The 24704-nt window shown below is 68.9% G+C and carries 28 protein-coding genes and 1 pseudogene; 16 read left to right on the top strand and 13 right to left on the bottom strand.

The annotated features are described in order from the left end of the window. Positions 1-12 precede the first annotated feature (12 nt). Genes ACWDX9_RS23775 through ACWDX9_RS23760 form a run of 4 tightly spaced genes read right to left on the bottom strand, consistent with a single transcriptional unit; the run spans position 13 to position 4451 of the window. Positions 13-903 (bottom strand): carbohydrate ABC transporter permease, encoded by an 891-nt coding sequence (locus ACWDX9_RS23775; RefSeq protein ID WP_449957401.1) that lies wholly within the window; start codon positions 901-903, stop codon positions 13-15. Further along, positions 900-1823: a carbohydrate ABC transporter permease gene (locus tag ACWDX9_RS23770; protein WP_449957399.1), complete on the bottom strand. Its 924-nt coding sequence runs from the start codon at positions 1821-1823 to the stop codon at positions 900-902. The genes ACWDX9_RS23775 and ACWDX9_RS23770 overlap by 4 nt, the downstream gene beginning before the upstream one ends. Further along, the gene (locus ACWDX9_RS23765; protein ID WP_449957397.1) at positions 1823-3175 is read right to left on the bottom strand and encodes an ABC transporter substrate-binding protein; all 1353 of its coding nucleotides are present in this window, start codon (positions 3173-3175) and stop codon (positions 1823-1825) included. Before ACWDX9_RS23765 ends, ACWDX9_RS23770 begins: the two co-directional genes overlap by 1 nt. After that, positions 3162-4451, bottom strand: coding sequence for an alpha-L-fucosidase (locus ACWDX9_RS23760; RefSeq protein ID WP_449957395.1), 1290 nt, complete (start codon positions 4449-4451; stop codon positions 3162-3164). Before ACWDX9_RS23760 ends, ACWDX9_RS23765 begins: the two co-directional genes overlap by 14 nt. A gap of 134 nt (positions 4452-4585) precedes the next feature. On the opposite strand from ACWDX9_RS23760, the gene ACWDX9_RS23755 reads away from it, so the two are divergent. Both ACWDX9_RS23755 and ACWDX9_RS23750 read left to right on the top strand, forming a co-directional pair. Next, positions 4586-5287, top strand: coding sequence for a GntR family transcriptional regulator (locus ACWDX9_RS23755; RefSeq protein WP_449957393.1), 702 nt, complete (start codon positions 4586-4588; stop codon positions 5285-5287). Between the two features lie 179 nt (positions 5288-5466). Further along, entirely contained in the window at positions 5467-5901 is a 435-nt protein-coding gene (locus ACWDX9_RS23750; protein WP_449957391.1) for a GNAT family N-acetyltransferase, read from the top strand. Positions 5902-6033: 132 nt separating this feature from the next. Here the strand turns inward: ACWDX9_RS23750 and ACWDX9_RS23745 are convergent, their stop codons facing one another. From ACWDX9_RS23745 to ACWDX9_RS23735, 3 genes are read right to left on the bottom strand one after another with little or no spacing between them, the layout of a single operon-like run. Beyond that, a complete protein-coding gene (locus ACWDX9_RS23745; RefSeq protein ID WP_449957389.1) occupies positions 6034-6714 on the bottom strand; it encodes an ABC transporter permease in 681 nt (226 codons plus the stop codon). A 3-nt stretch (positions 6715-6717) separates the two neighbouring features. Next, entirely contained in the window at positions 6718-6933 is a 216-nt protein-coding gene (locus ACWDX9_RS23740) for a hypothetical protein (protein WP_449957388.1), read from the bottom strand. A 48-nt stretch (positions 6934-6981) separates the two neighbouring features. After that, a complete protein-coding gene (locus ACWDX9_RS23735) occupies positions 6982-7629 on the bottom strand; it encodes a class I SAM-dependent methyltransferase (protein ID WP_449957386.1) in 648 nt (215 codons plus the stop codon). Between the two features lie 115 nt (positions 7630-7744). Here ACWDX9_RS23735 and ACWDX9_RS23730 point away from each other — a divergent pair, with 115 nt between their 5' ends. Continuing rightward, positions 7745-8299: a TetR/AcrR family transcriptional regulator gene (locus ACWDX9_RS23730; RefSeq protein ID WP_449957384.1), complete on the top strand. Its 555-nt coding sequence runs from the start codon at positions 7745-7747 to the stop codon at positions 8297-8299. On the opposite strand, the gene ACWDX9_RS23725 is transcribed toward ACWDX9_RS23730, so the two are convergent. Then, positions 8290-9411, bottom strand: a complete 1122-nt coding sequence (locus tag ACWDX9_RS23725; protein ID WP_449957441.1) for an MFS transporter — start codon at positions 9409-9411, stop codon at positions 8290-8292. The two genes, ACWDX9_RS23730 and ACWDX9_RS23725, sit on opposite strands and share 10 nt — an antisense overlap. A gap of 103 nt (positions 9412-9514) precedes the next feature. Between ACWDX9_RS23725 and ACWDX9_RS23720 the strand changes: the two genes are divergently transcribed. Then, entirely contained in the window at positions 9515-10717 is a 1203-nt protein-coding gene (locus ACWDX9_RS23720; protein WP_449957382.1) for an acyltransferase family protein, read from the top strand. A gap of 31 nt (positions 10718-10748) precedes the next feature. Here ACWDX9_RS23720 and ACWDX9_RS23715 read toward each other — a convergent pair whose 3' ends face one another. The 3 genes from ACWDX9_RS23715 to ACWDX9_RS23705 are packed head-to-tail and all read right to left on the bottom strand — an operon-like array spanning position 10749 to position 13133. Next, entirely contained in the window at positions 10749-11315 is a 567-nt protein-coding gene (locus tag ACWDX9_RS23715) for a gluconokinase (RefSeq protein WP_449957380.1), read from the bottom strand. Then, positions 11315-12409, bottom strand: coding sequence for a D-2-hydroxyacid dehydrogenase (locus tag ACWDX9_RS23710; protein WP_449957378.1), 1095 nt, complete (start codon positions 12407-12409; stop codon positions 11315-11317). The genes ACWDX9_RS23715 and ACWDX9_RS23710 overlap by 1 nt, the downstream gene beginning before the upstream one ends. Before the next feature lie 7 nt (positions 12410-12416). Beyond that, a complete protein-coding gene (locus ACWDX9_RS23705) occupies positions 12417-13133 on the bottom strand; it encodes a FadR/GntR family transcriptional regulator (RefSeq protein WP_355206008.1) in 717 nt (238 codons plus the stop codon). Positions 13134-13392: 259 nt separating this feature from the next. On the opposite strand from ACWDX9_RS23705, the gene ACWDX9_RS23700 reads away from it, so the two are divergent. The 6 genes from ACWDX9_RS23700 to ACWDX9_RS23675 all read left to right on the top strand — a co-directional run bounded on the left by ACWDX9_RS23700 (position 13393) and on the right by ACWDX9_RS23675 (position 19025). Further along, a complete protein-coding gene (locus ACWDX9_RS23700; RefSeq protein WP_449957377.1) occupies positions 13393-14559 on the top strand; it encodes an ABC transporter substrate-binding protein in 1167 nt (388 codons plus the stop codon). A gap of 68 nt (positions 14560-14627) precedes the next feature. Further along, positions 14628-15488 carry a carbohydrate ABC transporter permease gene (locus ACWDX9_RS23695; RefSeq protein ID WP_449957375.1) on the top strand — a complete coding sequence of 287 codons (861 nt, stop codon included), beginning with the start codon at positions 14628-14630 and terminating at the stop codon, positions 15486-15488. Then, entirely contained in the window at positions 15485-16363 is an 879-nt protein-coding gene (locus tag ACWDX9_RS23690; RefSeq protein WP_350737030.1) for a carbohydrate ABC transporter permease, read from the top strand. Before ACWDX9_RS23695 ends, ACWDX9_RS23690 begins: the two co-directional genes overlap by 4 nt. Further along, positions 16360-17967 (top strand): alpha-amylase family glycosyl hydrolase, encoded by a 1608-nt coding sequence (locus tag ACWDX9_RS23685; protein ID WP_449957373.1) that lies wholly within the window; start codon positions 16360-16362, stop codon positions 17965-17967. The genes ACWDX9_RS23690 and ACWDX9_RS23685 overlap by 4 nt, the downstream gene beginning before the upstream one ends. Positions 17968-18281: 314 nt before the next feature. Continuing rightward, a complete protein-coding gene (locus tag ACWDX9_RS23680) occupies positions 18282-18383 on the top strand; it encodes an alpha/beta fold hydrolase (protein WP_449957371.1) in 102 nt (33 codons plus the stop codon). A 63-nt stretch (positions 18384-18446) separates the two neighbouring features. Further along, on the top strand, positions 18447-19025 hold the full coding sequence (locus tag ACWDX9_RS23675) for a TetR/AcrR family transcriptional regulator (RefSeq protein WP_449957370.1): 579 nt from the start codon (positions 18447-18449) through the stop codon (positions 19023-19025). A gap of 19 nt (positions 19026-19044) precedes the next feature. Here the strand turns inward: ACWDX9_RS23675 and ACWDX9_RS23670 are convergent, their stop codons facing one another. After that, entirely contained in the window at positions 19045-19641 is a 597-nt protein-coding gene (locus ACWDX9_RS23670; protein ID WP_449957368.1) for a DUF2218 domain-containing protein, read from the bottom strand. 246 nt (positions 19642-19887) lie between these two features. Between ACWDX9_RS23670 and ACWDX9_RS23665 the strand changes: the two genes are divergently transcribed. The 6 genes and pseudogenes from ACWDX9_RS23665 to ACWDX9_RS23640 all read left to right on the top strand — a co-directional run bounded on the left by ACWDX9_RS23665 (position 19888) and on the right by ACWDX9_RS23640 (position 24416). Further along, a complete protein-coding gene (locus ACWDX9_RS23665) occupies positions 19888-20670 on the top strand; it encodes an alpha/beta fold hydrolase (RefSeq protein ID WP_449957366.1) in 783 nt (260 codons plus the stop codon). A gap of 99 nt (positions 20671-20769) precedes the next feature. Next, positions 20770-21454 (top strand): annotated as a pseudogene (locus ACWDX9_RS23660) (SPFH domain-containing protein). A gap of 5 nt (positions 21455-21459) precedes the next feature. Continuing rightward, the gene (locus ACWDX9_RS23655; RefSeq protein WP_449957364.1) at positions 21460-21717 is read left to right on the top strand and encodes a hypothetical protein; all 258 of its coding nucleotides are present in this window, start codon (positions 21460-21462) and stop codon (positions 21715-21717) included. After that, positions 21692-22348 (top strand): GPP34 family phosphoprotein, encoded by a 657-nt coding sequence (locus ACWDX9_RS23650; RefSeq protein WP_449957362.1) that lies wholly within the window; start codon positions 21692-21694, stop codon positions 22346-22348. Before ACWDX9_RS23655 ends, ACWDX9_RS23650 begins: the two co-directional genes overlap by 26 nt. Positions 22349-22413: 65 nt before the next feature. Next, on the top strand, positions 22414-23310 hold the full coding sequence (locus ACWDX9_RS23645; RefSeq protein ID WP_449957360.1) for an ABC transporter ATP-binding protein: 897 nt from the start codon (positions 22414-22416) through the stop codon (positions 23308-23310). Continuing rightward, positions 23307-24416 (top strand): ABC transporter permease, encoded by a 1110-nt coding sequence (locus ACWDX9_RS23640; protein WP_449957358.1) that lies wholly within the window; start codon positions 23307-23309, stop codon positions 24414-24416. The genes ACWDX9_RS23645 and ACWDX9_RS23640 overlap by 4 nt, the downstream gene beginning before the upstream one ends. 29 nt (positions 24417-24445) lie before the next feature. Here the strand turns inward: ACWDX9_RS23640 and ACWDX9_RS23635 are convergent. Next, on the bottom strand, positions 24446-24704 hold a 259-nt coding region (locus ACWDX9_RS23635; RefSeq protein WP_449957356.1), incomplete at its 5' end, for a hypothetical protein.

The raw sequence follows: 24704 nt of genomic DNA, 5'->3' as shown, positions 1-24704 counted from the left end.
CATATGCCTTCTTCACTTGAGCGCACCCAGGGTGATGCCGCTCGTGACGTAGCGCTGGAAGATCAGGAAGAGGATGACGATCGGGAACGTCGCGATGACGAGGCCGGCGAAGAAGGCCCCCTGGTCGCTGACGAACTGGCCCTGGAAGGAGAGCAGGCCGACCGACAGCGTGCGGTTCTGCGGGCGCGTCAGCAGGACGACCCCGAACTGGACCTCGCTCCACACGAAGATGAGCCCGAGCAGCGTGACGGAGACGAAACCGCCCTTGCTGATCGGCAGGACCACGCGGAGCAGCGCGGCCAGCTCCCCGTAGCCGTCGATCTTGGCCGCTTCGAGCAGTTCCCGCGGTACGGCGGCGAACACCGACCGCATGATGAGGGCGATGGTGGGCGTCATGAACGCCGCGTAGACCAGCGAGATGCCCGGCACGCTGTTGAGCATCTGATACCTGCCCAGCAGCTCGAACGTCGGGATCAGCGCGACGACCAGCGGGACGCTCAGGGCGAGGACCATGACGCGGCTGACCGCGTTCGACAGGCCCCTGGTCGCGCGGGCCAGGCCGTAGCCGGCCAGGCTGCCGCAGGTCACGCCGATGGCCAGGCTGCAGAGTGCCACCAGCACGCTGTTGATGATGTACGTCGACAGCGGCGCGCCGCCGACCACGCCCCGCCAGGCGTCGGCGTAGTTCGACAGCACCCACTCGCCGCCCAGCCCCAGCGGGTGGGCGTAGATGTCGCTGGTCGGGTGCAGCGACAGCAGCAGCATCGACACGAACGGCACGACCGTGATCGCCGTCCAGACCAGCAGGAGCGTGTAGCCGACGTACCAGAGCGGGCCGTGCCGCCAGGCAGATCGTCGCCGCAGGGCCGGCCGCGTCCCGCGCGGGGTCCGCGGCGCCGTCATCGCGCGTCCAGGGTCTGCTGGCGGAAGATCCGCATGACCATGATCCCGATGACGGCGACGATCAGGGTCGTGATGACCGCGGTGGCCGAGCCGTAGCCGTAGTCCTGGTCGACGAAGGACTGCTTGTAGACCAGGACCGGGAGGATGCTCGTGGAGTTGCCCGGGCCGCCCCGGGTCATCGCGTAGATGACGCCGAACGCGTTGAACGAGAACACCGAGGTCAACGTCGTGATCGTGCCCAGCATCGGCACGATGTTCGGCAAGGTGATCCGGAACAGCCGTCCGGCCGCTCCGACGCCGTCGATCGTGGCCGCCTCGTGCACCTCCTGGGGGATGGCCTCCATCGCGCCCAGCAGGATCAGCATCGCGTACCCGGTCTGCGTCCACACCGCGACGAAGATCGCCGCGTACAGCGCGGTCGAGGACGACGCCAGCCAGGCGTGCCCGTCTCCGAGCCCGATCAGGCCGAGCAGGGAGTTCACCACGCCGGTCGTGGGCTGGAACGCGTTCGACCAGAAGATGCCCGCGATGCTGACCGGGATGATCACCGGCAGGAACCAGACGACCTTGAAGATCCGGGCGCCGGGGACCTTCCGGCTGATCGCGTTGGCCAGCAGACAGCCCAAGATCACCGTGAACACCACGGTCCCGATGAAGAACTGCAGGCTGGTCCCGATGGACTGCCAGACCAGCGAATCGTGCAGAAGCCGCCGGTAGTTGTCCAGGCCGTGGTAGACGACCGCGCCGACGCCGTCCCAGGAACCGAGGCTGATGCGCACGGATCCGGCGATCGGGTAGGCGACGAGCGCGAGCAGCAGCACCAGGGCCGGGGCCATCACCGCGATCGGGAAGATCCGTGCCCTCCGGCGGGGCGGCCGCGCCGTGGCGGCCGTCGCCAGAACGACTTTGTCGGCCGTCATCAGTCCGACGCCCCCGACACCTTGCCGGACTGCAGGTCCTCCAGTGCCGACTGGTACTGCTGCGCCGCCTGCTGCGGGGTCAGCTTGTCCGCCACGAGCTTCTGCAGCACCGGCACCGAGAACGCCTGCCCGAGGGTGGAGGGCACGGTGGAGTCCCAGATGTTGACCAATCCGACGGACTGCGACAGCTCGAACTGCTGCTGCACCAGGTCACCGAGGTTGGACAGGCTCGATGCGGGGATCGAGGTGAACACCGGGAGTGACCCGGTGGCGGCGATGACGCTGACCTGGTACTTGTCGGTCATGAAGAACTGGAGGAACTTCTTGGCCAGCTCCGGGTTCGCCGCCTTGGCCGGGACCACCAGGGTGTCACCGTTGAAGGCGTTGAACGGCGTCTTCCGGCCCGGGGTGAGCGGGGGCAGCAGGAACCAGCCCATCTCGAACGACGGCTTGGCCTCCTTCAAGCTCGCGTAGGTGTAGTTGCCGCCCTGCAGCATGGCGAGTTTGCCGCTGGTGAACAGCCCCTGGGCCTGGTCGGTGTCCATGCCGAGCATCCCGTTCTGGTAGATGCCCTTCTTCTGCCAGTCCTGGATCGTCTGGAGCACCTTCACGAAGCCGGGGTCGGTGTACTTGACGTTCGTGGGGGAGCCGGGCTTGAAGTTGGTGAGCATGGCGGCGTAGTCGTCGGCCGACACCGCGGTCGGCAGCAGCGCGTCCAGCGTGTGCCCCAGGTCGTACGGGCTCGAACCGCCCACGCCGAATCCCTCGTAACCGGCGGAGTTGACCTTGCCCACCATGGACTCGAAGTCGGCGACGGAGGCGATCTGGTGGTCGGCCGGCTCGGGGATGCCGGCCTTCGCGAAGGCCGCCTTGTTGTAGTAGACGGGGTTGATCAGCAGTTGCTCGTAGAGGACGCCGTAGTGGTGCCCGTCGGTCGTGTAGTAGTCGACCTGGCTCTTGGAGTACTTGTCCGCCAGGCCCGCGGCCTGCCAGACGTCGTCCAGCGGGGTCAGCTGCCTGTTCTTCAGCAGCGCGGACCAGACGCCCGTGCTGCGCTGCAGGTAGCCGATGTCCGGGGTGCCGGTCGAGCTGAGCAGGGCCACGTTGGGGCCGCGGGAGCTGCCGGAGTCGACGCCCTCGAAGGTGACCACCGTGCCCGGGTTGGCCTTCTCGAAGTCCTTGCCGACCTGCTGCATGGCGCTCGCCAGCGGTCCGGTGGGAATCTGGATCCGGAGCGACTTGCCGTCGCCGCCGCCCGGTCCGGTGCCGGTGCCGCACGCGATGCCGACGGCCGCGAGCAGGACGCCCGCGAGGACCGGCCTGACCGCCCTGAGAGTTCTAGAGAGTGGCACGGGACCCGTCCTTCCAGGGGGCTGACAGCTCTATGGCGATGACGTCGACGAGCGCGCCGGTCGGTGGTGGCACGGTGATGAACAGCTCGCCGAGCGGCTCGTCGTCCGCGCCGTTCGCCTTGTGCACTTCCTCGTTGACGCTGTACGGCAGCTGTTGCTCGGTGCCGAGCAGGCGGACGCCGACGACCGAGCCGATGGGGACGTTCCGGACGATGAGCACCTCCTGCGGCTGCATCAGCAGGTGGAGGTAGATGTTGTTGCCGCGCTGCGTGGCCGGGCCGTGGAAGTCGAGGCGTTCCGGCGCGGGCGCGGCCCCGACGATGCTCTCGCCGTGGCCGGCGAGCCAGCCGCCGAGCTGCTTGAGCGTGGCGACCTCGGTCGGCACCAGCGACCCGTCACCCCGCGGCCCGATGTTGAGCAGGAGGTTTCCGCCCCGGGAGACGACCTCGCTCAGGTAGGAGGCGAGCAGCCGCGGACTCTTGTAGTCGAGGTCGTCGGGCCGGTACGCCCAGCTCTCGCTCATGGTGAGGCACAGCTCCCACGGTCCGCCCGGTGGCCGGCGCGGCATGCCCTGTTCGGGGGTCGCGTAGTCGCCCTGGCCCGGCAGCCGGTCATTGATGATCACGTCCGGTTGCAGGGATTTGATCAGCTCGCGCAGCCCGGCGGCGTGCCACTCCTCCGCGGTGCGTTCCCACTCCCCGTCGAACCACAGCAGGTCGATGGTCCCGTACTCGGTGAGCAGTTCGGTGAGCTGCCCCTTGACGTAGTCGAGATAGCGCGCCCACTGCTCGGGCGCGGGCCGCCGGTAGCGTTCGTGCGGGTAGGGACGATCGGCGTCGGTGAACGCCGGGTAGTCGGGATGGTTCCAGTCGAGCAGCGAGTAGTAGACGCCGACGCGCAGGCCCTCGGCGCGCAGCGCGTCGAAGAACTCCCGGGTGATGTCACGTCCGTACGGCGACGCCGCGACGGAGAACTCCGACTGCCTCGTGTGGTACATCGAGTACCCGGCGTGATGGCGGACGGTGAAGACCACGTAGCGGGCACCCGCGTCGCGGGCGAGCCGCGCCACGGCTTGCGGGTCCCAGCGCCGCGGGTCGAACGTGGCCGCGCTCGACTGGTACTGCGTGATCGTGATGTCGGCTTCGGGTTCTGTCCGGCCCGGAAGGATCGAATGGCCGACCAGGGGCCAGCCGATCTCCACGCCTTGCTGACTCGCATGGTCCCAGTGCACGAACAGGCCGAAACCCGCGTCACCGAACCAGCCGGGAAAGGTCACGAGCTCATCCTTCTGCGTTGGGCGAGCTTGCCCAGATCGGATACGATACGATTTGCACGAGGATGCAGGGCGTTTCGGGCATGTGTCAACCACGAGTGGCGAAGATGTCCGCGGTGGTCTCAGATGGAGGGACGATGAGTGAGTCCGCGCCGGTGGCAGGCGCATCCAGCGGCTCGGGCTCCGACGAGCCGGCCAAGGTCAGCGTGCGCGAATCGGTATTCCAGGCGCTCAAGGCCCGGCTCATGGATCACGACCTGGAGCCCGGGACGAAGCTGTCGATCGACGGGCTCTCCCGCGAACTCGACGTGTCACAGACGCCGGTTCGCGAAGCGCTCGCGCGCTGCGAGTCGGAGGGGCTCGTCGTCCGCCGGCCGAACGCCGGCTATCTGGTGGCTCCGCTGCTCGACCGGGCGGCCCTCGACGACCTGTACGACGTTCGCCTGCTCCTCGAACCGTCCGCCGCCGCGCGTGCCGCACGGCACGCCACGGATGCCGAGGTGGCCGCCATGCGGGAGGCGCTGGAGCAGATGATGTCGCCGCTGCTCGGCGACACCTACGAGGCCTACCGTGGCTTCGCGGAACTGGACGCCCTGTTTCACAACGCGATCGCCGAGGCCAGTCGCAGCCCGCTCATCGCCGACACGCTGCGCAGGTTCCGCGCGCACACCCATGGCTACCGCCTCTACTTCCGCCACGGGATCGCCACCCACGCCGCCGATGAGCACCGCGCGGTGCTCGACGCCATCTGCCGCAAGGATCCCGAGGCGGCGGCGAGCGCCATGACCGCCCACCTGGAGGCGTCGCGGTCACGCCTGACGAGCGCCTACGAGGCCTGACCCCGCGAGGTCCGCGGAGAGTGCGGCGTCGCGGGCCAGGGGCAGCGTAAAATGCCTGATCAGAGGCTGCTATCCTCGCCCGCATGCCCGAACTGATCACCCCCACACGTCGACTCCGGTCCTCATGGCTCGCGGCGCGTGACGAGTGGCCTCCAGGTGCCCATCAGGACGGGACCGGCTTGCGCCTCGCACCTGAAGCCGAGCTGGACAGTCCCGAGGTCTTCTCGGCGTGGGTCAAGGAACTGCGGCAGCAGTCGGACAGGTCGGTCCCCCTGGGAGACGGGAGCGTCCACGCCACCTACTGGTGGATCGTCGAGGACGACGACTACCTGGGAGCCATCGATCTGCGGCACTACCTGAACGCCGTCCTCCTCGATATCGGCGGGCACATCGGCTACAGCATCCGGCCCTCTGCCCGAAGGCGCGGCCTGGCCACGTGGGCCCTCGGGGCGGTTCTGCCCGAGGCGCGTGCGTTCGGTATGGATCAGGTCCTGGTCACCTGCGACGACGACAACGTCGGATCGGCGCGCAGCATCGAGCGCAACGGTGGCGTCCTGGAGGATGTCCGCACCACGGAGGTGGGCGTCAAGCGCCGCTACTGGATCACTCTGTAGGCAGTGGTTCGGGGCCGCAGGGGGGTTCACGAGTACGTGCTTGGAGTTGAGGCCACCGGTGCCGAGCACCAGGACGTGCGACTCGCGCAGGCGGCGCTGAAGGTCCTCCCGGCTGCGGTCGAATTCCTCGCCTCAGGCGTCCCGCTGGGAGAAGGCGAGCGCGGCGCCGGCCAGCCCGACCGCCAGCCACGCCCCCAGCACCAGCCCGCCCTCCACCGGCGTCAGCCCCGGCCCTTGCAGGTACATCCGCGCCCCCGCCGCACTCGGCAGGTAGCCGGCCAGGGTGGTGACGCGGCCCAGGACCGGCGGCAGGATCAGGACCAGCACGAGCGCGGCGCCGAGCGCGGCGACGACCTCCCTGGTCAAGGTCGCCGCCACCGCCCCGAGCAGGCCGATCAGCACCAGATAGGCGGCGGCGCGCAGCAGACCGGCGACGTCCACCTCGGCGCCGTCGGTGAGGCGGGCGGCGAGCGCGGCACCGGTGACCGTGAGCAGGGCGGTGCAGGACGCGACCACCAGGTACGCGATGAGCTTGCCCGCCATGAGCGGCATCCGCCCCGGGACGGCGGTGAGGGTCGTCCGGATCTGGCTCCCGGCGTACTCGGACGCGACCGACAGGACACCGAGCACGAGCAGGCCGGCCTGGGCGTAATCGACGCTCCTGAACGCCGACGCCATCGCGGACGGCGGCCCGGCGGCGATGACTGCGGCGAGCCCGGCCGGGACGAGGACGGTCGCGCAGACCGCGGCGAGCGCGGCCGGAAGGGTGACGAGCTTGATCACTTCGGCGGCGACGGTGTTGCGCAGGGCCATGGCTCACGCGTCCCTGCCGACGACGCCCAGCGCGACGAACGGCCGCCGCCCGCGCAGCAGCATGCCGACGACCAGCAGCGCGATCAGCACGGCGTGAACCCAGGCGGCGCGGCCACCGCTGTCGATCAGCAGCCAGAACACCAGGACGCACAGCGCCACGGCCACCAGGTCCCAGCCGGTGGAGCCGGACCGGTCGGGATCGAACCAGTGCTGAGCCATACCGCAGACCCTAACGAGCCCGCCGCTGAGCCTGTTTGTGACTGCGTTCTACGGCCGTGCGGCGCGGACGTAGTAGAGGAGGTACGGCAGGCGGCCTTCTGATTCCACCTGGAAACCGGCGTCGGGGATCATGGTGCCGAGAAGGTCGCGAGGGTCGTGCCGCATGGCGGGGCCGCTGAGGGCGCCGATGAGGTGTCTGGCCAGGGGGTTGGCGGGTGGGCGGAATTCGGCGATGAGCAGGCGGCCGCCGGGCCGCAGCACGCGGAACATCTGGCGCAGCGCCTCGGGCCGGGCGCCGGCGGGGATGTGGTGGACGGCGAAGCTGGAGACCACCAGGTCGAACGAGCCGTGGGGGAACGGCAGGTCCTGGCCCTCGCCTTCCACATAGGTGCAGTTCGCCGGAGCGTGCCGGGTGGCGTAGTCGATCATCGCGGGGGAGGGGTCCAGGCCGGTGACGTGGCCGCTGGGCGTGACGACCGGGGCGAGGATCCGGCTGAGATAGCCGGTGCCGCAGCCGACGTCCAGGACGCGATCGCCTGCTCGTGGCCTGGCCGCTGCCGCCACCCGGGTGAAGGCGGCGCGGCGGCCGCCCAGGAATCCGATCGAGACGAGGGTCTCGTAGGCGCGCGGGTGGTCGATGGTGCCGCCGGCGTCGGCGTGCTCTTCGTGGGTGTGCAGGAGCTTTCCCAGACCCATGGCATTGCCTCCCAATGATGAACAAGGTGTTCAGTTATGAATGATGCGTTCATAATGGTGAGGGGGCAACGAGCAGATCGGCCGTGTTGTGCGGTACCGAACAGAGGGTGGAAAAGTGTCCGGAGACAGGCGGGTGCGGCGTACCCGGCGGGTCGTCCAGGAGGCGCTGGTGGCGCTGATCCTGGAGAAGGGGTATGACGCGGTGACCGTCACCGACATCATCGAGCGCGCGGACGTGGGCCGGTCCACGTTCTACTCGCACTTCACGGACAAGCAGGACGTGCTGTTCGGCAACCTCGACGAGCTCGCGTTCCTGCATCCCGTACCGGCTGCCCGATCGGGGGAGCTTTTCGCGTTCAGCCTGCCGATGTTCGAGCACGTGCGGGAGCAGCGGCGGCTCGTGCGCGCGCTGCTGGGGCGGCGGGGCGGCGGCCAGGTGTACGCGCGCGGCGAGCAACTGCTCGCGGCCGCGGTCAGGAACGAGCTCGTGGCCGCGGGCGCGCGGGCGTCGGCCTCGCTGGACCTGCTGGTGGTGTGCGTGGTCGGCGCGTTCATGGGGCTGATGCGGGCGTGGGTGGACGGCGAGAGCACCGCTACGCCCGCCGAACTGGACGCGGCCTTCCGCGCGGCGATCGAGCCGGGCGTGCGGGCGGCGCTGGGTCAGGAGTAGCTGAGGGTGAGGGGCACCACCAGGAAGGCCAGAGCCGCGGTCCAGAACGCGCCCGCACCCGGAGCGCCCGCCAAGGAGCCGAACATGGCCACCAGACCTGGGACGACGGGTTGGGCGACACCCCAGGACGATCCCTGGAAGGCGAACCAGCGCGGCCGTTCGGGCTCGGGTGCGGAGTCGGCGACGAGGCTCTGCCAGCGTCCGAGCAGCAGTCCGTTGGCGGCCGTGGACGCGAGGTAGGCCGCCGCGGTCAGCCCTGGCCGTTCGGTGAGCGCCATGGTCAGGGCGAGCAGGCCGAGCAGCACGGCGCCGCCACCGAGCACGATCCCGTGACCCAGGCGTGCCAGCTGTCGCCCGCCTGCCCACAGCGCGAGCGGGCTGAGCACCGCCGCGCCGGCGAGGGTGAGCCCGGGTGCCCAGGCAGGGGCGCCGCGTTCGAGCAGGGCCAAGGGGATGAACATCATCACGGCCAGATAGCCCACCGCGAAGGCGGTGCCGGCGAGGGTCAACCGGAGCAAGGGGGCGGGAGGCCGCCAGCGTCGTCTCGGCGCGATGACCCGTTCCTCGCCGCGGGGGAGGAAGCGCAGGGCGACTCCGGCGGCTACCAGGCAGGTGACCGCATCAGTGATCACCAGCCACCGCACGCCCAGAGGCAGCAGGACGGCGGCGAGCAGGCCGGCCATCGCCCCCGCTGCCGACAGGCAGACTCCGAGCAGTGCGTACACCTGCTGCCGCCGTGCTCCAGTGGCGACACGGGCGATGAGCTCCTGGGTGGCGGGCTCGTACAGCTCGAACGCCAGGCCCACGAGGACGACCGCTCCCAGCATGTGCGGCGGGGTCCGGGCGGCGGCGAGGGCCAGCAAGGACAGGCCGGTCAGGCCGAGGCCCAGGCCGAGGACCGTGCGTGGCGGCATGCGGTCCAGGAGGAAGGCCCCGATCCAGCGTGAGACCAACGCGGCGATCCCGAAGCTCGCCAGCGCGGCGGGTGCGAGCTCAGGGCCGGTGAGCACCGCGAGAAAGGCCAGGGCATAGGCGCCGAGCTGGTTGAGCACCCGTATCCACAGCAGCGTCTTCGCTGCCGCCGGGAACGGCTCTCGCTGCTTCTTGCCCATGAACACCGACGCAGGCTACCCGGCCGCTCCGACAAAAGGCTTCCTGACGCCGGCCTTGACGGAGCGATGTGGCGTTGGATCATCGCTCCGATACGTTTGGCATATGGTGACGGCCCCTCCTAAAACTCATCAAGCCGCGCATACTGCGCCTACCCGACTGGCGTGGCTGGACGCGTTGCGTGGCGTCGGGGCGCTCGCGGTCGTGGGAGAGCACCTGACGACCTGGGCCATGCCCTGGTTGCGCCCCACCTCGTTCAATCTGGGCGTGTACGGCGTCTTGGTCTTTTTCCTGGTCAGCGGGTACATCATCCCGGCCTCGCTTGAACGGCAGGGCGGCGTGCGCGCCTTCTGGATCGGCCGCCTCTTCCGCCTCTATCCGCTCTACCTCGCGGTCATCGCCGTGGTGCTGGCCCTGTCGTGGTGGATCCCCGTACGCGACGAGGTGCCCAGGGAGGTCGCGTCGGTGGCCGCGCACGCGACGATGCTGATGGACGCGATCGGCGTGGCCGGCGTGCTGAACACCATGTGGACGTTGTCGTACGAGATGGTCTTCTACCTGCTGGTCGCCGCGCTGTTCGTGACGGGCGTGCGTGACCGCCAGGCTCTGCTCCCGGTCCTGTTCGGGCTGATCTGCGCCGTCACCGGGCTGGCTCTGTCCGGCGCGTCGCTGTCGGGCGGGTGGCTGGCCTGGCTGTCGTTCGGGGTGTTCGTGATCGGTCTGGCGGGTGTGATCTCCGGACGCGCGATCACCGTTGGATCATGTGCGCTGGGCGTCATGGCGCTGGCTCTGGTCCTGGTGAGCAGCCGCGTCCCGTGGTTCGCCGCCGCGATCCTCGCGGTCATGTTCGCCGGTACGGCGATTCACCGGTGGGAGCGCGGCGACGGCCGGCTGTGGCCGGTGGCCGTCGCCGCCGTGCTGGTGACGGCGACGCCTCTGTGGGCGATCAACGCGGGGTGGTGGTGGGTTCAGCCTGATGTGTGGAGCTTGACCATCGTCCTGGCGGGCGTCACCTTCGCCGCTGCCATGGTCTGGCGCACGCGCCGCGTGCCCGTCTTCCTCACCTGGCTCGGGACGATCAGCTACTCCCTCTATCTGGTGCACCTGCCGATCCTGCTCGTCGTCATGGAACTGGCGGGGGAGATGCGCTGGTCACCCCTGCCCATGCAGATCGGCATCAGCGTGCTCTTCGTCGGTGTGCTCCTCCCGGCCAGCTGGCTGAGCCACCGATTCATCGAGCGGCCTCTTCAGCGATTCGGCCGCCGCCTGGCTGACCGGAGCTCCTCCGCGGCGCCCGTACTCACGTGAGGACCACCGGGCCGGGTGAGGCTCGGCGGCATCAGCAGGGCGGGACGCGGGAGTCGCGCGGCAGGATCTTCTCCATGAGGTTCGCGACCACGCGGTCCGGCTCCTGAGTGCAGTCCACGCGGAACCCCGGTTCGTCCGCCTCCAACGGCTCGAGGGTTTTCATTTGCGAGTCGAACAGCGCCCCCGGCATGAAATGCCCGGTGCGTGCCTCGACGCGACGGGCGATGAGGTCCGGCGGGGCATGGAGCTCGACGAACACCGCACTCGGGGCCTCGGCGAGAATGGTCTCCCGATATTTCCGTTTGAGTGCCGAGCACGCGACGACCGCCCCTTCCGCTCGTAAGCCGGTGAGAGCGCCTCCGACCGTTACGAGCCACGGGAGACGGTCGTCGTCCGTGAGCGGGACGCCCGAAGCCATCTTGGCCACATTGGCCTGCGGATGAAGGTCGTCGCCGTCGAGGAAAGGCACTCGCAGCCGCTCGGCGAGTAAGCGGCCGACGGTGGTCTTTCCGGCCCCGGACACGCCCATCACTACAACAAGTGGTCGCAGCGGAAATCCCCTTCCTCGGTCTGATGGGCCGATATCGACCCGCGGCATCAGTAGAACTCGACCGTGTCGACGACGTTCACGAGCTCGTGCCCGTCCAGCAGCCGGGTGGCGTTGTCGGCGAACAGCTCGACGACGGCCGCCTCCTCGTCGACCGCGAGGGCCGCGGTGTGCGGACTGATCAAGACGTTGGGCATTCCCCAGAGCGGGCTCGCGGCGGGCAACGGCTCGACCTCGAACACGTCGAGGGCCGCGAACCCGATCCGCCCGTCCTCCAGCGCCGCGATCAGAGCCGGTTCGTCGACCACGCTGCCGCGGCCCACGTTCACGAACGTGACACCGCGCTTGACCCGTGCGAGCAGCCGTTCGCCCACGAGCCGTCTCGTCAGGTCGGTGCCCGGCAGCGCGGACACGATCACGTCCATCTCGCCGGCGACGTCGTCCAATTCGTCGATGCTCACGAACCTGTCGACGTCCAGGTGTTTGGCGTCGGCGTGGCGTGAGGTCGCCGTGACGCTCATGCCGAGCGCGGAGAGAGAGCGGGCGACGGCCCTGCCGATCCCCCCGAAGCCGAGGATCAGCGCCTTCTGCCGGGAGATCTGCCGCGACATCCACCGCTCGCCCCACTGGCGCCGGCTCTTCTGCCGCAGCAGCCGGGGAAGATCCTTGGCGCCGCAGAGGACTCCCAGCACCACGAACTCGGACAGCGGCGATCCATGCACGCCCGCCGACGTGGTGAACGTGACCCTCTGGAAGTGCGACGGGCTCAGCCCGGCCTTCCCGACCTGCTGGCCGCCGCCGGCGGAGGTCGTGTGCACCCACTTCAGGCGCGGATTCGACTGCACCGTACGGGCCAGCGCCGCAGGATCGACGTCGGGGATCCCCAGCAGCGCGTCGGCGGAATCGAGGAGGGCTTCGAATCTTCGCTGCTGCTCCGGAGTCCGCCGAAATCCGGGATCGCCGGAGAAGTCCGCCTGGTGCCGGAGGGGCGGCAGCAACGAGGGATCGAACAGCAGGGTCACGCGCGGTTCGCGTTCCAGAATGAGCTGGTAGGACTCCTCGTGAAGGGGGTTGGCGACGGCAACTCGAAGGTTTTTCCGGCCGGGCGGGAGTCGGTCCCCGTCCGGCTTCCTGTGATCGCTCACTCGCCGGTCAGCTCTCGACGAAGAGTCGCTGGGCGCGTTTCCACGCCTCCACGGAAGTGTCCATGTGCACCTTCATCGCGTGACGCGCCTTGTCGGGGTCACGCTGCTCGACCGCTCGCAAGATCTCCGTGTGCTCCTTCAGCGCGAGTGAGATCGCGCCAGGCAGACGGTCGGTCAGCTGGCGCGCGTTCAGAAGAAGATCCCCCACGCCCTCGAGCACGTTGCGGAACGCCACGTTGTGGCTCGCGACCGCCAGCGCCGCGTGGAAGGCGACGTCGGCGCGGTAGGCGCCCTGCCCGTCCCGGTGGGCGCGTTCGTAGTCGTCGAGGGCGACGCCGATCGCCTCGAGGTCGGCGGGACTCGCCTCGGTCGCCGCCCGCTCGGCTATCGCGGTCTCCAGCACGCGCCGCAGCTCATAGATGTCCCCAACGGCCTGCCCCTCCAGTAATGCGGAGATCGCCGCCGCCTCGACCGCCTCTTCGATCGGGACGGAGGTCACCCGCGCTCCGACGCGTGGGCGCACGTCGAGGTAACCCATGGTCACCAGCGATTGGACCGCCTCCCGGACGGTGTTGCGGCCAACCCCGTAAGCCTCCATCAATTCCTTCTCCCCCGGCACCTTCGAGCCCGGCGGAAACTGGCCACTCTTGATCTTGAACAGCAGGTCGTCGGCGATCGAGGCCGACAGGTTTCTCCTGGTCACCTTGACACGAGGTTCGATCATGTGATCTACTCCATTCATCCTACAAATAGGATTATTCGGATTCTAGCGAGAATCCCCTTCAACAGCAAACTCCCCGGGCCTGCTCGATTCGTGGCGCTACGACGACATAGCCCAGAAGTAACCAGAGAAAGCGGCAATGATGTTGACACGTGAACGACGTCTGCTCCGTGCCGTCACGGTAATCGGAGCGGGCTCAGCACTGGCCGTAGCGCTCACCGCATGTTCCGGCTCCCAGCAGTCGGCCTCCACCAGTACGGCAATGGATCCGGCGCTGGCCAAGTCCGCGAAGGGAAATGTCACGGTCTGCGGGCCCACGGACTCCTCGGGCGTCTGGAAGGCGACGATGGAGGCCTTCAACAAGGCCAACCCGGGGACGGTGGCCAATTATGTGGAGCTGGGAGCGTCGGCCGACGACCAGCTGCAGCAGATTACCCAGCGAATGCAGACGAAGTCGACGCAGTGTGACGTCGTCCGCCTGGATGTGGTGTGGACGGCGCAGCTGGCCGCCCAGGGCTGGCTCGCGGACATGAGCAAAGTCATCTCGGCCAAGCTGGACAAACTCATTCCGTCCACGGCCGGCACCCTGCTCTACAAGGACAAATACTGGGGTGTCCCGTTCTATTCGAACACCGGTCTGCTCTACTACCGCACCGACAAGACGGAGGCTCCGCAGACCTGGCAGCAGCTCTACTCATATGGCGAGGCGGACTCCAAGAAGGGATTTCTCTACCAGGCCTCACAAAGTGAGTCGCTCACTGTGAGCTTTCTCGAGTTGTTGTACAGCGCGGGCGGCGAGATGCTGAACGACAAGGGCGAGGTGGCCGTCAATTCGCCGCAGACGGCCGAAGTCCTCACGTTCATGCAGAACGGCATCAACAAGGGCGCCGCGCCGAAGGCGGTGCTGACGTACGACGAGGACGCCACCCGCCTCGCGTTCGAGTCCGGCGCCGGGGCGACCATGCGTAATTACCCCTACGCCTACGCGGCCGGCCAGAAGTCGGCCATCGCCGGCAAGTTCGCCGTGATGCCGCTTCCCGGCTGGAAGACGCCGGGCAACGGCGTCGGCGTGCTCGGCGGCAGCAACGTCGCGGTCAGCACGTTCTCCAAGAACCAGGCGGGCGCCCTCGCGATGATCGACTTCATGACCAGCGACAGCTGGCAGGAGCAGATCGCGGTCAAGAACGCGCTCGCCCCCGCCGTCGCGGCGGCCTACACGTCCGAGCCGGTCAAGAAGGCGCTGCCGTTCTCGCAGGAGCTGCTGAAGGCGCTGACGAGCGCGAAGGCGCGGCCGGTGTCGCCCGTCTATCCGCAGATCTCGCAGGCGATCTACCAGACCGTGGGGAAGGTGCTCTCCGGAGAGCTGACTCCGCAGGCAGGGGCCTCGCAGATGGCGGACAAGGTCGGCACCGCCCTGAAGACGTTCTGATGGCGATGCGGTTCTCCCGATCCTCGAGGCACCTCTCGGACTCCACCGAGAGGCGCCTCGCGGCGCGTATGGTGGCGCCCGCCCTCATCCTCATGGCCGGCGTCGCCGGCTATCCCGTGCTCTACGCGATCTGGCTCTCGCTGCACCAGTACAGCGTCATCACCCCTGGGCTCTCGCGATTCGTCGGCCTGGGCAATTACGTCGAGCAGCTCACCTCGCGCGCGTGGTGGGAAGCCGTGCGCAACACCTTCCTGTTCACCGCGATCTCGGTCCCGCTCGAGCTGGTCATCGGGATCGGCCTGGCGCTCCTGCTGAACATCGCCTTCCGGTTCAGGACGCTGCTGCGCAGCATCGTGCTGCTCCCGTACGCGATCCTGACGGTCGTGTCCGCCATCACGTGGCGGACCATCTTCGACCCGGACCTGGGCCTCGTCTCCACGATGCTCAGCTCCCTCGGCCTCACCGACGCCGGCGTGGTCTGGCTGGGGCAGAGCGGATACGCGATGACGGTGGTGATCCTGGCGGACGTCTGGAAGACGGCGCCCTTCGTCGCGCTCCTGGTGCTCGCCGGGCTCCAGGTCATCCCCGCCGACCTGCGGGAGGCCTCGCAGATCGACGGCGCCGGCGCTCTGCGGCACTTCTGGAGCATCACGCTGCCCCTGCTGTGGCCCGCCATCGCGCTGGCGATGATCTTCCGTACGCTCGACGCTCTGCGCGTTTTCGACCTGCCGTTCGTGCTGACGCGTGGCGCCTACGGCACGGAGACGATGTCCGTCCTGGCCTACCAGACCTTGCGCGGCAACCAGCTGATCGGCGAAGGATCCGCGGTGTCGATCCTCACGTTCGCCATCGTCATGCTCGTGTCCTTCCTCTACATCCGCTTCGCCGGCGGCAACATCCGATCGGTCGTCAAGGGAGGTTCGCGATGAGCAACACCGCCACCGGCCGGCAGCCGTCGCCACGGCGAAGGGCCCGACGGCGCGGTCCGGAGCACAACCCGCTGGTCTGGTGTGCCATGGCCGTCGTCATGGTCTTCTCGATCGTGCCGGTGTACTGGCTGGTCAACACGTCGTTGAAGACCGGGCCCGACCTCTCGACGGCGAGTCTCACCCCGCCGCGCCCCACTTTCGAGAATTACCTGGCGGTGCTCGGCGACAGCCAGTTCGTGGGCGCGCTGGTCAACTCCGTCATCGTGGCGACGACGACGACCCTGCTCGCGCTCGCCGTCGCGTCGTTCGCCGCGTATCCTCTCGCGCGGCTCAGGATGCGCGGCAAGTTCCTCATCCTGAGCATCGTGCTGTCCGTGACGACTTTCCCAGGTATCGCGATCGCCGCGCCGATGTTCTCCCTGTGGAACGATCTCGGGCTCTACAACACGCTGGTCGGGCTGATCATCCCCTATCTGACGTTCACCCTGCCGTTGTCGATCTACACCCTCGTGTCCTTTTTCAAAGAGATCCCCGTGGAGCTCGAGGAGGCGGCGTACATCGACGGCACGTCCCCGTTCCAGGCCTACTACAAGGTCATCCTCCCGCTTGCCGCACCCGGCATAGCCACCGTGGGGATCCTCGCGTTCATCTTCGCCTGGAACGAGTTCCTGCTCGCGGCCACGCTGACGTACAGTCCCGAGGCTCGCACCGTCCCCGTCGCCATCGCGTTCTTCACCGGCGCGAGCGAGTACGAGCAACCGCTCGGCACGATCAGCGCCGCGTCCGTGATCATCTCGATCCCGCTCGTTCTCCTGGTTCTGGTCTTCCAGAGAAAGATCGTGTCCGGCCTCACCGCGGGAGCAGTCAAAGGATGAACGCCCAGAACGGACGGTGGTGGCGCGAGGGCGTCTTCTACCAGGTGTACGTGCCGTCGTTCCAGGACGGCGACGCGGACGGATTCGGCGATCTGCGGGGCGTGGAGCGGCGCCTCGACCACATCGCGGCACTCGGCGTGACCGCGGTGTGGCTGAGCCCGATCTATGCGTCGCCGCTGCTGGACTTCGGTTACGACGTGTCCGGTCACACGGAGGTCGGGACGGTGTTCGGCGATCCGGCCACCTTCGATCGCGTCGTACGAGGGGCGCACGATCGAGGGCTGCGTGTCGTCCTCGACTACGTGCCCCAGCACACCTCCAGCGAACATCCCTGGTTCCGCGACGCGCTGTCGAGCCGTGACAGCACGCACCGGGACTGGTACCTGTGGCACGATCCGAAACCGGACGGCAGCCCGCCCAACAACTGGGCCTCCGCCTTCGGCGGCCCCGCCTGGACCTTCCACGAGCCGACCGGGCAGTACTACTACCACGCGCACCTGCCCGAGCAGCCGAGCCTGAACTGGCGCAACCCGGCCGTCCGGGAGGCGATGTTCGAGGTCATGAGGTTCTGGCTGGACCGCGGGGTCGACGGGTTCCGCGTGGACGCGTTGTGGCGGCTCATCAAGGACGCGCAGCTGCGCGACAACCCGATGATGGAGGACGGCGGCGAGTCGTTCGAGATCGGCGGCGCGGCCGCGCACACGACGGTCCGGCAGATCCAGAAGTACACCGCCGACCAACCCGAGCTCCCGGGCCTGCTCGCGCAGATGCACACGGTCATCGACGAGTACGACGACCGGATGCTGATGGGTGAGCTCCACCTCAAGCTCGAACGCGTCGCCGCCCTCGGCACGCGGGGGCTGGACATCGCGATGAACTTCTCCCTCATCGACGCCCCCTGGAACGGCCTCGACCTGGCGACACTCATCCAGCGCTACTACGCCGCGCTCCCGCCCGGCTCGCACCCCAACTGGGTGCTGAGCAACCACGACAGGTCCCGGCTCGCCAGCCGCATCGGGACGGAACGCGTCCCCGGCGCGCTGGCCCTGCTGCTCACGCTCAAGGGGACGCCGACGCTCTACTACGGCGACGAACTCGGCCTGCCCGACGCCCCGGTCGAGGCCGGGCGCGCCCGCGACTGCGCCGAACTCCGCGCGCCCGGCCTCGGACTCGGCCGGGATCCCCAGCGGATGCCCATGCCCTGGGAGGCGACGCCGTCGCACGCCGGATTCACGCCCGACGACGTCGAGCCGTGGTTGCCCGTACCAGCGTGGGCGGGACGGTTCAGCGTCGAGAGCCAGGAGCTCGACCCCCGCTCGCTCCTCTCCCGCGTCCGGGAACTCCTGAAGCTCCGGCGAGAGCTGGCCGTGCTGCGTCAGGGCGGCATCACCGTGCTCTCCGCCGGCCCGGACCATCTCGCCTACCTCCGTGGCGACGGCGAGAACTCGCTCGTCGTGGCGGTGAACCTTTCCGACCGCGACCGGACGGTCGCGTTTCCCGGGTCCCGGAGCACGCTCTGGTCATCGCATGCGACCGTCGGCGAGGGAGACCGGCTGCCCGGTGCGGTCACTCTCGCGCCTTTCGAAGCGCGACTCCTGCGGTGACAGTCCGGGGGTCGCGCGTGCCGGCCAGGCTCGGCGAATAAGTTTCCGTGATGGAGTAATCCACAGCCTGGCCGGCTGGCGAGAGATGTACTTCGCCCGCGACCCGGTAGTGGTGCGCCTGAGCGATGCGGCCCGAGCCTCCGTCGAACAGTCGTACGCTCTGGCTCTGGACCTGCTCGAAGCGGGCGCTCCGCGGAACCGGCGGCCACACGAGAGGACATCCCCGATGAGACTCGCCAGGGTCCTGACCGACACTGGCCCGCGGATCGATCTCATCGGAGATCGGCCGGCGGATCGCCCAAGGCGTGCCCGGGATGTCGTCCGTGCTGCTTCCCGGGGTGGGGCACATGCCTTGCCTGCAGGCGCCTGAGCTCTTCAACAGCGAGATCCTCGGGTTCCTCGGCCAGCACGCCTAGCAACCCGGTCCCGCCGGCGGCGACACCTCAGAGGGCCCCTGCGTCGCCTCGTACACTGGCTGGGTGCCCAAACTGTGGAACGAGACGATCGAGGCGCACCGCCGTACCGTGCATGACGCGATCCTGGACGCCACAGTGGAGCTGGTGGGCGAGCGGGGGCTGCTGGCGGTGACGATGTCGCAGATCGCCGAGAAGACCGGCATCGGCCGGGCCACGCTCTACAAGTACTTCCCCGACGTCGAGACGATTCTGGTGGCCTGGCACAACCGCCAGGTCGCCGGGCATCTGGAGCACCTCGTACGGGCGGCTGAGCATGAGAGCGACGCCGGGCAGCGGCTCGAGGCCATGCTGGAGGCGTACGCGCTCATCAACCAGCAGATGGCAGGGCACGGTTTCAGCCCCGACCTCGTCACCCTCCTGCACCGATCGCACGACGCCGGCCACGCCCGGCAGCAGCTGCACGCCATGTTCCGCGATGCGCTGGCCGATGCCGTGCGGGCCGGTGTCATACGTGACGACGTGGCGGCGGACGAGCTGGCCACGTTCTGCCTCCACGCGCTTCAGGCGGCCGGCGCACTTCCGTCAAAAGCCGCTGTCCAGCGGCTCGTCGCACTCACGTTGTCCGGGTTGCGAGCCCGCTGAGCCGGACGCCCGCTCGGGCTCAGCGGGCTTTGGCGGACGGTCGGCGGCGGCGCCAGACGTGGGTCGCCACAAGGGCCGCCTTCACCAGGAGGGCCACCAGGACGACGTCCGCGCCCAGTCCGGCCCAATGCGGAATCGCCAGAACGCCTGCGGCCAGGCCCACGTGAACGCCGATCGCGACGACGGCGGCCACCGTAAGACCGAGCACCGTGTGCCGGCCTCGACGCGGCGTGGCCTTCGCCACGGCGGGCGCCGTTCCGGTGTTCGCGTCCGTACGGTTCCACTCCACGGCCAGGCTGTCCCTTCTGCCCATCCGCGTGATGTTCCTGGTGAGGAGGGTCTGGAGGCGCTGCAGCCCGTCCTCGTCCTCGGCCTCGATCCGTAAGGTCAGGGCCTCGGGCGTGGCCTCCAGAACGCAGGATCCCCCGTCGACGGTGATGGTCCCGCTGGTCTCCGACCACTCGGCCTGGACGTTCTTCGGCCTCTCGCTGCCCATGTGCCGGTCGCGGCCGGGGTGAGCGGGGAAGCCGTGGCCCACCTGGGTGGCGTGGCGGCATAGCTGGACGAGGTATCGGCCGGCGCGTTCGGTTGCGACGCGGGCTTCGGCGGTCGGCATCGGCAGTCCTTTCGGGATTCGGTGAGGGTCGGATTCTGGTGAGCGCGGCGAGCCGGGCCAGGACGCCGTCGGGGATGCGACCGCCGGGCTTCGAGGAACGCCGATGGCGTACGGCCGCGATGACCGTGCGGCGTTCCTGTCATGACGCTGCCTCTCTGTCTCGGTCTGGAACATGTCGTACTATATACATACACTCTGTATCGCAAAATTCCGCAACACCGCGAACAGATGAGGAGCGCTGGACACGTGAGCACGCTCGAAGTCCCAGGAGCCCGTCTCTACTACGAGACCCACGGGAGGGGCCCTCTCCTCCTCCTGATCACAGGCGCCCCTGGCGTGGCCGACGTATATCGAGCCGTCACCCAGCATCTGACCGCCCACTTCACCGTCGCCATCTACGACCGCCGCGGCTTCTCCCGCAGCCTCCTCGAAGGCTCGCAGGACTACGACCGCCGCCTGGAAACCGACGCCGACGACGCTCGCCGTCTGATCGAGCACCTCGGCGCCGGGCCGGCGATCGTCTTCGGCGCCAGTTCCGGAGCCGTGGTCGGGCTGGAACTCCTCGCCCGCCACCCCTCTGCGATCCGCACTCTCATCCCGTACGAACCGCCCGTGACGCGACTGCTCTCCGACGGCGACACATGGGTACGGTTCTTCTCCGAGGTCTACGACCTCCATCGGCGCTCCGGTCCCGAGCCCGCGATGACGCTGTTCCGGGAGCGCACATTCGCCCCCTATGACCACCGGTACATGGCCAACGCCCCGAGAAACGACGCCAACGCCGCCTACTGGTTCGAGCACGAGCTACGCCAGTACCCGCCGGCCCCTCTCGACCTTGCCTCGCTCGCGGCGCACGCCGGTCGTGTCACTCCCGCGGTCGGCCGCGAATCACGCGGACACCCCTGTTACGAGGCGACCGTGGCGCTGGGCACGCGTCTGGGCCGCGACGTGGCCGAGCTTCCCGGCGGCCACATCGGCTTCATCACCGACGCCCCGGCATTCGCCGCCGCGCTCGTCAAGTCGCTCTGACGGGCGCGGAGGGGAGGAGCTCAAACCTGGCCTTCCCTAGTCACCCAAAAAGTGATATCACTTTGCTAGCAAGGTGAAGTCACATAGAAGGGGCGGACGATGGCGAACGCATCGGGTGAGGCCGTACTTGAGACCGCCGTCGTGGACATGCCCGCACCGCGCACGAGCGAGCACCCGGTGCGGGTGGCCAACGGGTTCGTGATGCTGGGGGTGGCGACGGGGCTGGACCTGGCCGGGATAGCGCTGCTCGTCGTGGGGATCGTCCTGCTCGCCGCGGGGGCCGGGCAGGACGGCATGTGGGTGGTCATCGCGAGCAGCCTGATGATCCTGCTCGGGCTCTTCATGTCCGTCGGCCTCACCGCGGTGGCACCGGGGGAGGCCAGGGTGGCGCAACTGCTCGGCCGGTACGTCGGCCCCCTGCGCACCCCCGGCTTCCAGCGGGTCAACCCGATCACGGTGCGCCGGCGCGACGGACGTGACGAAGGTCAACGACGCCGGCGGCAACCCGATCCAGATCGCGACCGCGGTGTTCGAGGTGGATGACTTCGTGGCCATCCAGGCGGGGACGGCCGTGCGGCACATCGCGGCGGTGGTGGCGGCCAGGCAGCGGATCGTCGAGGGGGCGGTCGGCATGGTCGAGATGGCGCTGGCCAAGGTCGCCGAGGACGACGTGGTGGAGCTGGACGAGGAGCGCAAGGCGGCCATGGTCAGCAATCTCATGGTGGTGCTGGTCGGCGACCGCGACACCCAGCCGGTGGTCAACACCGGCACGCTCTACCAGTAATCGCCGTGGAGCGGAAGAAGATCCTGCTGCGGCTCGACCCGGTGGTCCACGACGCGCTGGCCAGGTGGGCCGCCGACGACCTGCGCAGCACGAACTCGCAGATCGAGTTCCTGTTGCGCAGGGCCCTCTCGGAGGCCGGACGCCTGCCCGACAGCGTGGGGCGGATGCGCCCGCGCGGACGGCAGAGGAAGGCACGGGAGGACGACACAGATCAGGAAGAAGAAGGGGAGCAGGCGGATGGAGACGCAAGTGAAGCAGGGTGAGTCACTGACCCGATCGGCCTTCCTACTGGCCTTCGACCTGCGGAAGGAGAAGCTGACCCAGCGGGGAGACCTGGGCTGCCTGCTGCGCGCGGCCACCCTCGCCGAGCTGCTGCTGGCGGGCAACCTGGCGGACGAGTCGGGCAGGGCGCGGGCTCTCACCGCTCCGGCCGCCGAGCCGGGTTCCCTGCGGGCCGTGGTCTGGGAGCAGATCTCGAACTCGCCGCCCCGCTCGTGGCGGCGGTGGGTGCAGAAGCACAACGGCAAGGCGGTCCGCTTGGTACGCGACGAGCTGGCGGCCGCCCGGATGATCGACGTGGAGCGGCGCCGGATCCTGCTGTTCCCGGTCGAGCGGATCACGCCGCGCAAGGCGTACCTGTCGCGCAGGCTGGCCGAGCGCGTCGGCCAGGCCATCCGCGGCGGCCAGCCGGTCGGGCTCCTGGATGAGGACGTCCGCGTCCTGGCGGCGCTGGCCACGGCGGCCCGGCTCAAGACGGTGGTTCCCTCCTGGCGGGAGGCGCGTCTGCGCCGGGACCGGATCCAGCAGCTGTCCGCGCCGGTCGAGCCGATCGCGACCGCATTGCGCAAGAGCGTCGATGAGGCCAGGTCGGCGGCGGCGAGCGGGGGCGGCTGACATGACGCATCACGGCGGCTCATCGCACAGTTCTCGACGGCACCCATGATGGAGGAGAGCACCTGATGCTCGAGATCAGCGAGTTACACAAGCGCTTCGCGGGCGGACCCGACGCTCCCGACGGCAAGATCGCCCTGGACGGGATCAGTTTCGCCGTACGGCCGGGGGAGATGTTCGGGTTCGTCGGCGCGAACGGCGCGGGCAAGACGACGACCATGCGCATCGTGATGGGTGTGCTCCAGGCCGACTCCGGCTCGGTGAGCTGGCAGGGCCGCACGCTCGGCTACGACGACCGGCGCCGCTTCGGCTACATGCCGGAAGAACGCGGCCTCTACCAGAAGATGCGGGTCGCCGAGCAGATCGAATACTTCGGCCGCCTGCACGGGATGAGCGCCGCCACCGCCAAGAAGGCCACCGAGGATCTCATGGAGCGGCTGGGCGTGGCCGAGCGCAGGAACGACCCGGTGCAGGCGCTCTCGCTGGGCAACCAGCAGCGCGTGCAGCTCGCCGTGGCGCTGGTGCACGACATCGAGGTCCTGGTGCTGGACGAGCCGTTCTCCGGACTCGACCCGATCGCGGTGGACGCGCTGGCCACCGCTCTGCAGGAACGGTGCAGGGGCGGCGTGCCGGTGATCTTCTCCAGCCACCAGCTGGAGCTGGTCGAGCGGCTGTGCGACTCGGTCGGCATCGTGTCCGCCGGGCGGATGGTGGCCTCGGGCACGGTGACCGACCTGCGCTCGGCCGAGGACGACACGCTGCGGGTGGTCGTCCGCGATCCGTCCCCCGGCTGGGCGGACGGCCTGCCCGGCACGGTCACCGTGTCCGGCGACCGGCACATTCTGCGTACGACGAACGGCGACGACCAGGAGATCCTGCGCCGCGCCATCAAGGCCGGGCACGTCGAGCACTTCGGCCACGAGCGCCCGACCCTCACCGAGATCTTCAAGGAGGCCGTGGCGTGAACGAGTTGATGCTGGTCGCCCGGAGGGAGATCGTGACGCAGCTCCGTACGAAGGCGTTCGTCACCGGCCTGATCATCACGGCCGTGCTGGTGGCGGCCGTCTCCTTCGCGCCGAAGCTGCTCGACGGGCCTAATTCCTACACCCTCGGCACCGTCAACTCCCAGCGGCTACCGCTGGAGGCCGCCGCCCCGGACTCGGAGTTCACCTGGCGCGCGTTCTCCGACGAGGCCGCCGCCAAGCGGGCCGTGCTCGCAAAGGACGTGGACGCGGTGCTGGTCAACGGCACCAAGGTGCTCACGGACGGGGAGATCGACGACCAGCTCGGCGTGCTCCTGCAGAGCGTCAACCGGGAGGCGAAGCTCGGGGCCGCAGGCGTGTCGATCCCGCCGCTGAAGATGGAGTCCGTGGGCGCCGACACCCGCTATCAGGCCGCGCGCACCGGGCTCGCCGTGGTGCTGGTGATCGTGCTCTTCATGATGCTCATCGGCCAGATCGGGATGGTGGCCATGGGAGTGGTGGAGGAGAAGGGCAGCAGGATCGTGGAGATCCTGCTCTCCACGCTGCGGCCGTGGCAGCTGTTCGGCGGCAAGATCGTCGGGCTGGGCGCGGTCGGCCTGATCAACCTGGTCACGATCCTGACGGTCGGCCTGACCGCCTCCATGGTCTCAGGTATCGCCGGCGACTTCCCGCCCGGCATGCCGGGGCTGGTGGCCGGGGTGGTGGTGTGGTTCGTCCTCGGGTACGCCTTCTTCGCCACGCTGGCGGGGGCGTTCGCCTCGCTGGTCTCGCGCCTGGAGGAGGTCAACAGCGTGCTGACGCCGATCATCATGGTGATCATGGTGAGCTACTTCGTGGCCTTCTACGCCACCATCGATCCCACGGGTACGCCGGCCATGGTCATGTCGTACGTGCCGCCGTTCTCCTCGATCGTCATGCCGGTGCGGATGGCCGCGACCGAGGTGCCGCTGTGGCAGGCGGTGCTCGCCACGGCGGCGATGGTGGCGGCGGTGCTCGCGGCGCTGGCCTTCGGCGCCAAGGTGTACCAGCGGGCGGTGCTGCGGACAGGCGCCAGGGTCAGGCTCGGCGACGTGGTACGTATGCGCTGAATGGGACGATCTGGCCAAGACCGCCCGTGTCACCTCGGGCAGCTTCGGGGGCCGATGTCCTGCCCGGCGCCGAGGATGGTGACCTGGCCAGGGGTTTCCGGTGCCAGGGCGGCGGCCGTGCAGACGATCTGGTCGATGGCCAGTGCGGGTAGTTGGCTTGGCGGGGTGGACAGGGTCACCACCAGGTGGCCGGCGGGTTCGGCGGTCATCGAGAACGGGCCGGCTTCGGGTGGGACGTCGGTGGTGAGCCCTTGCGTTCGTTCTCTCGGGGTGGGTCCGGTGGCCAGC

The sequence above is a fragment of the Nonomuraea sp. NPDC003201 genome, from assembly GCF_053590415.1.
This window is presented reverse-complemented; position numbering and strand designations above follow the sequence as displayed.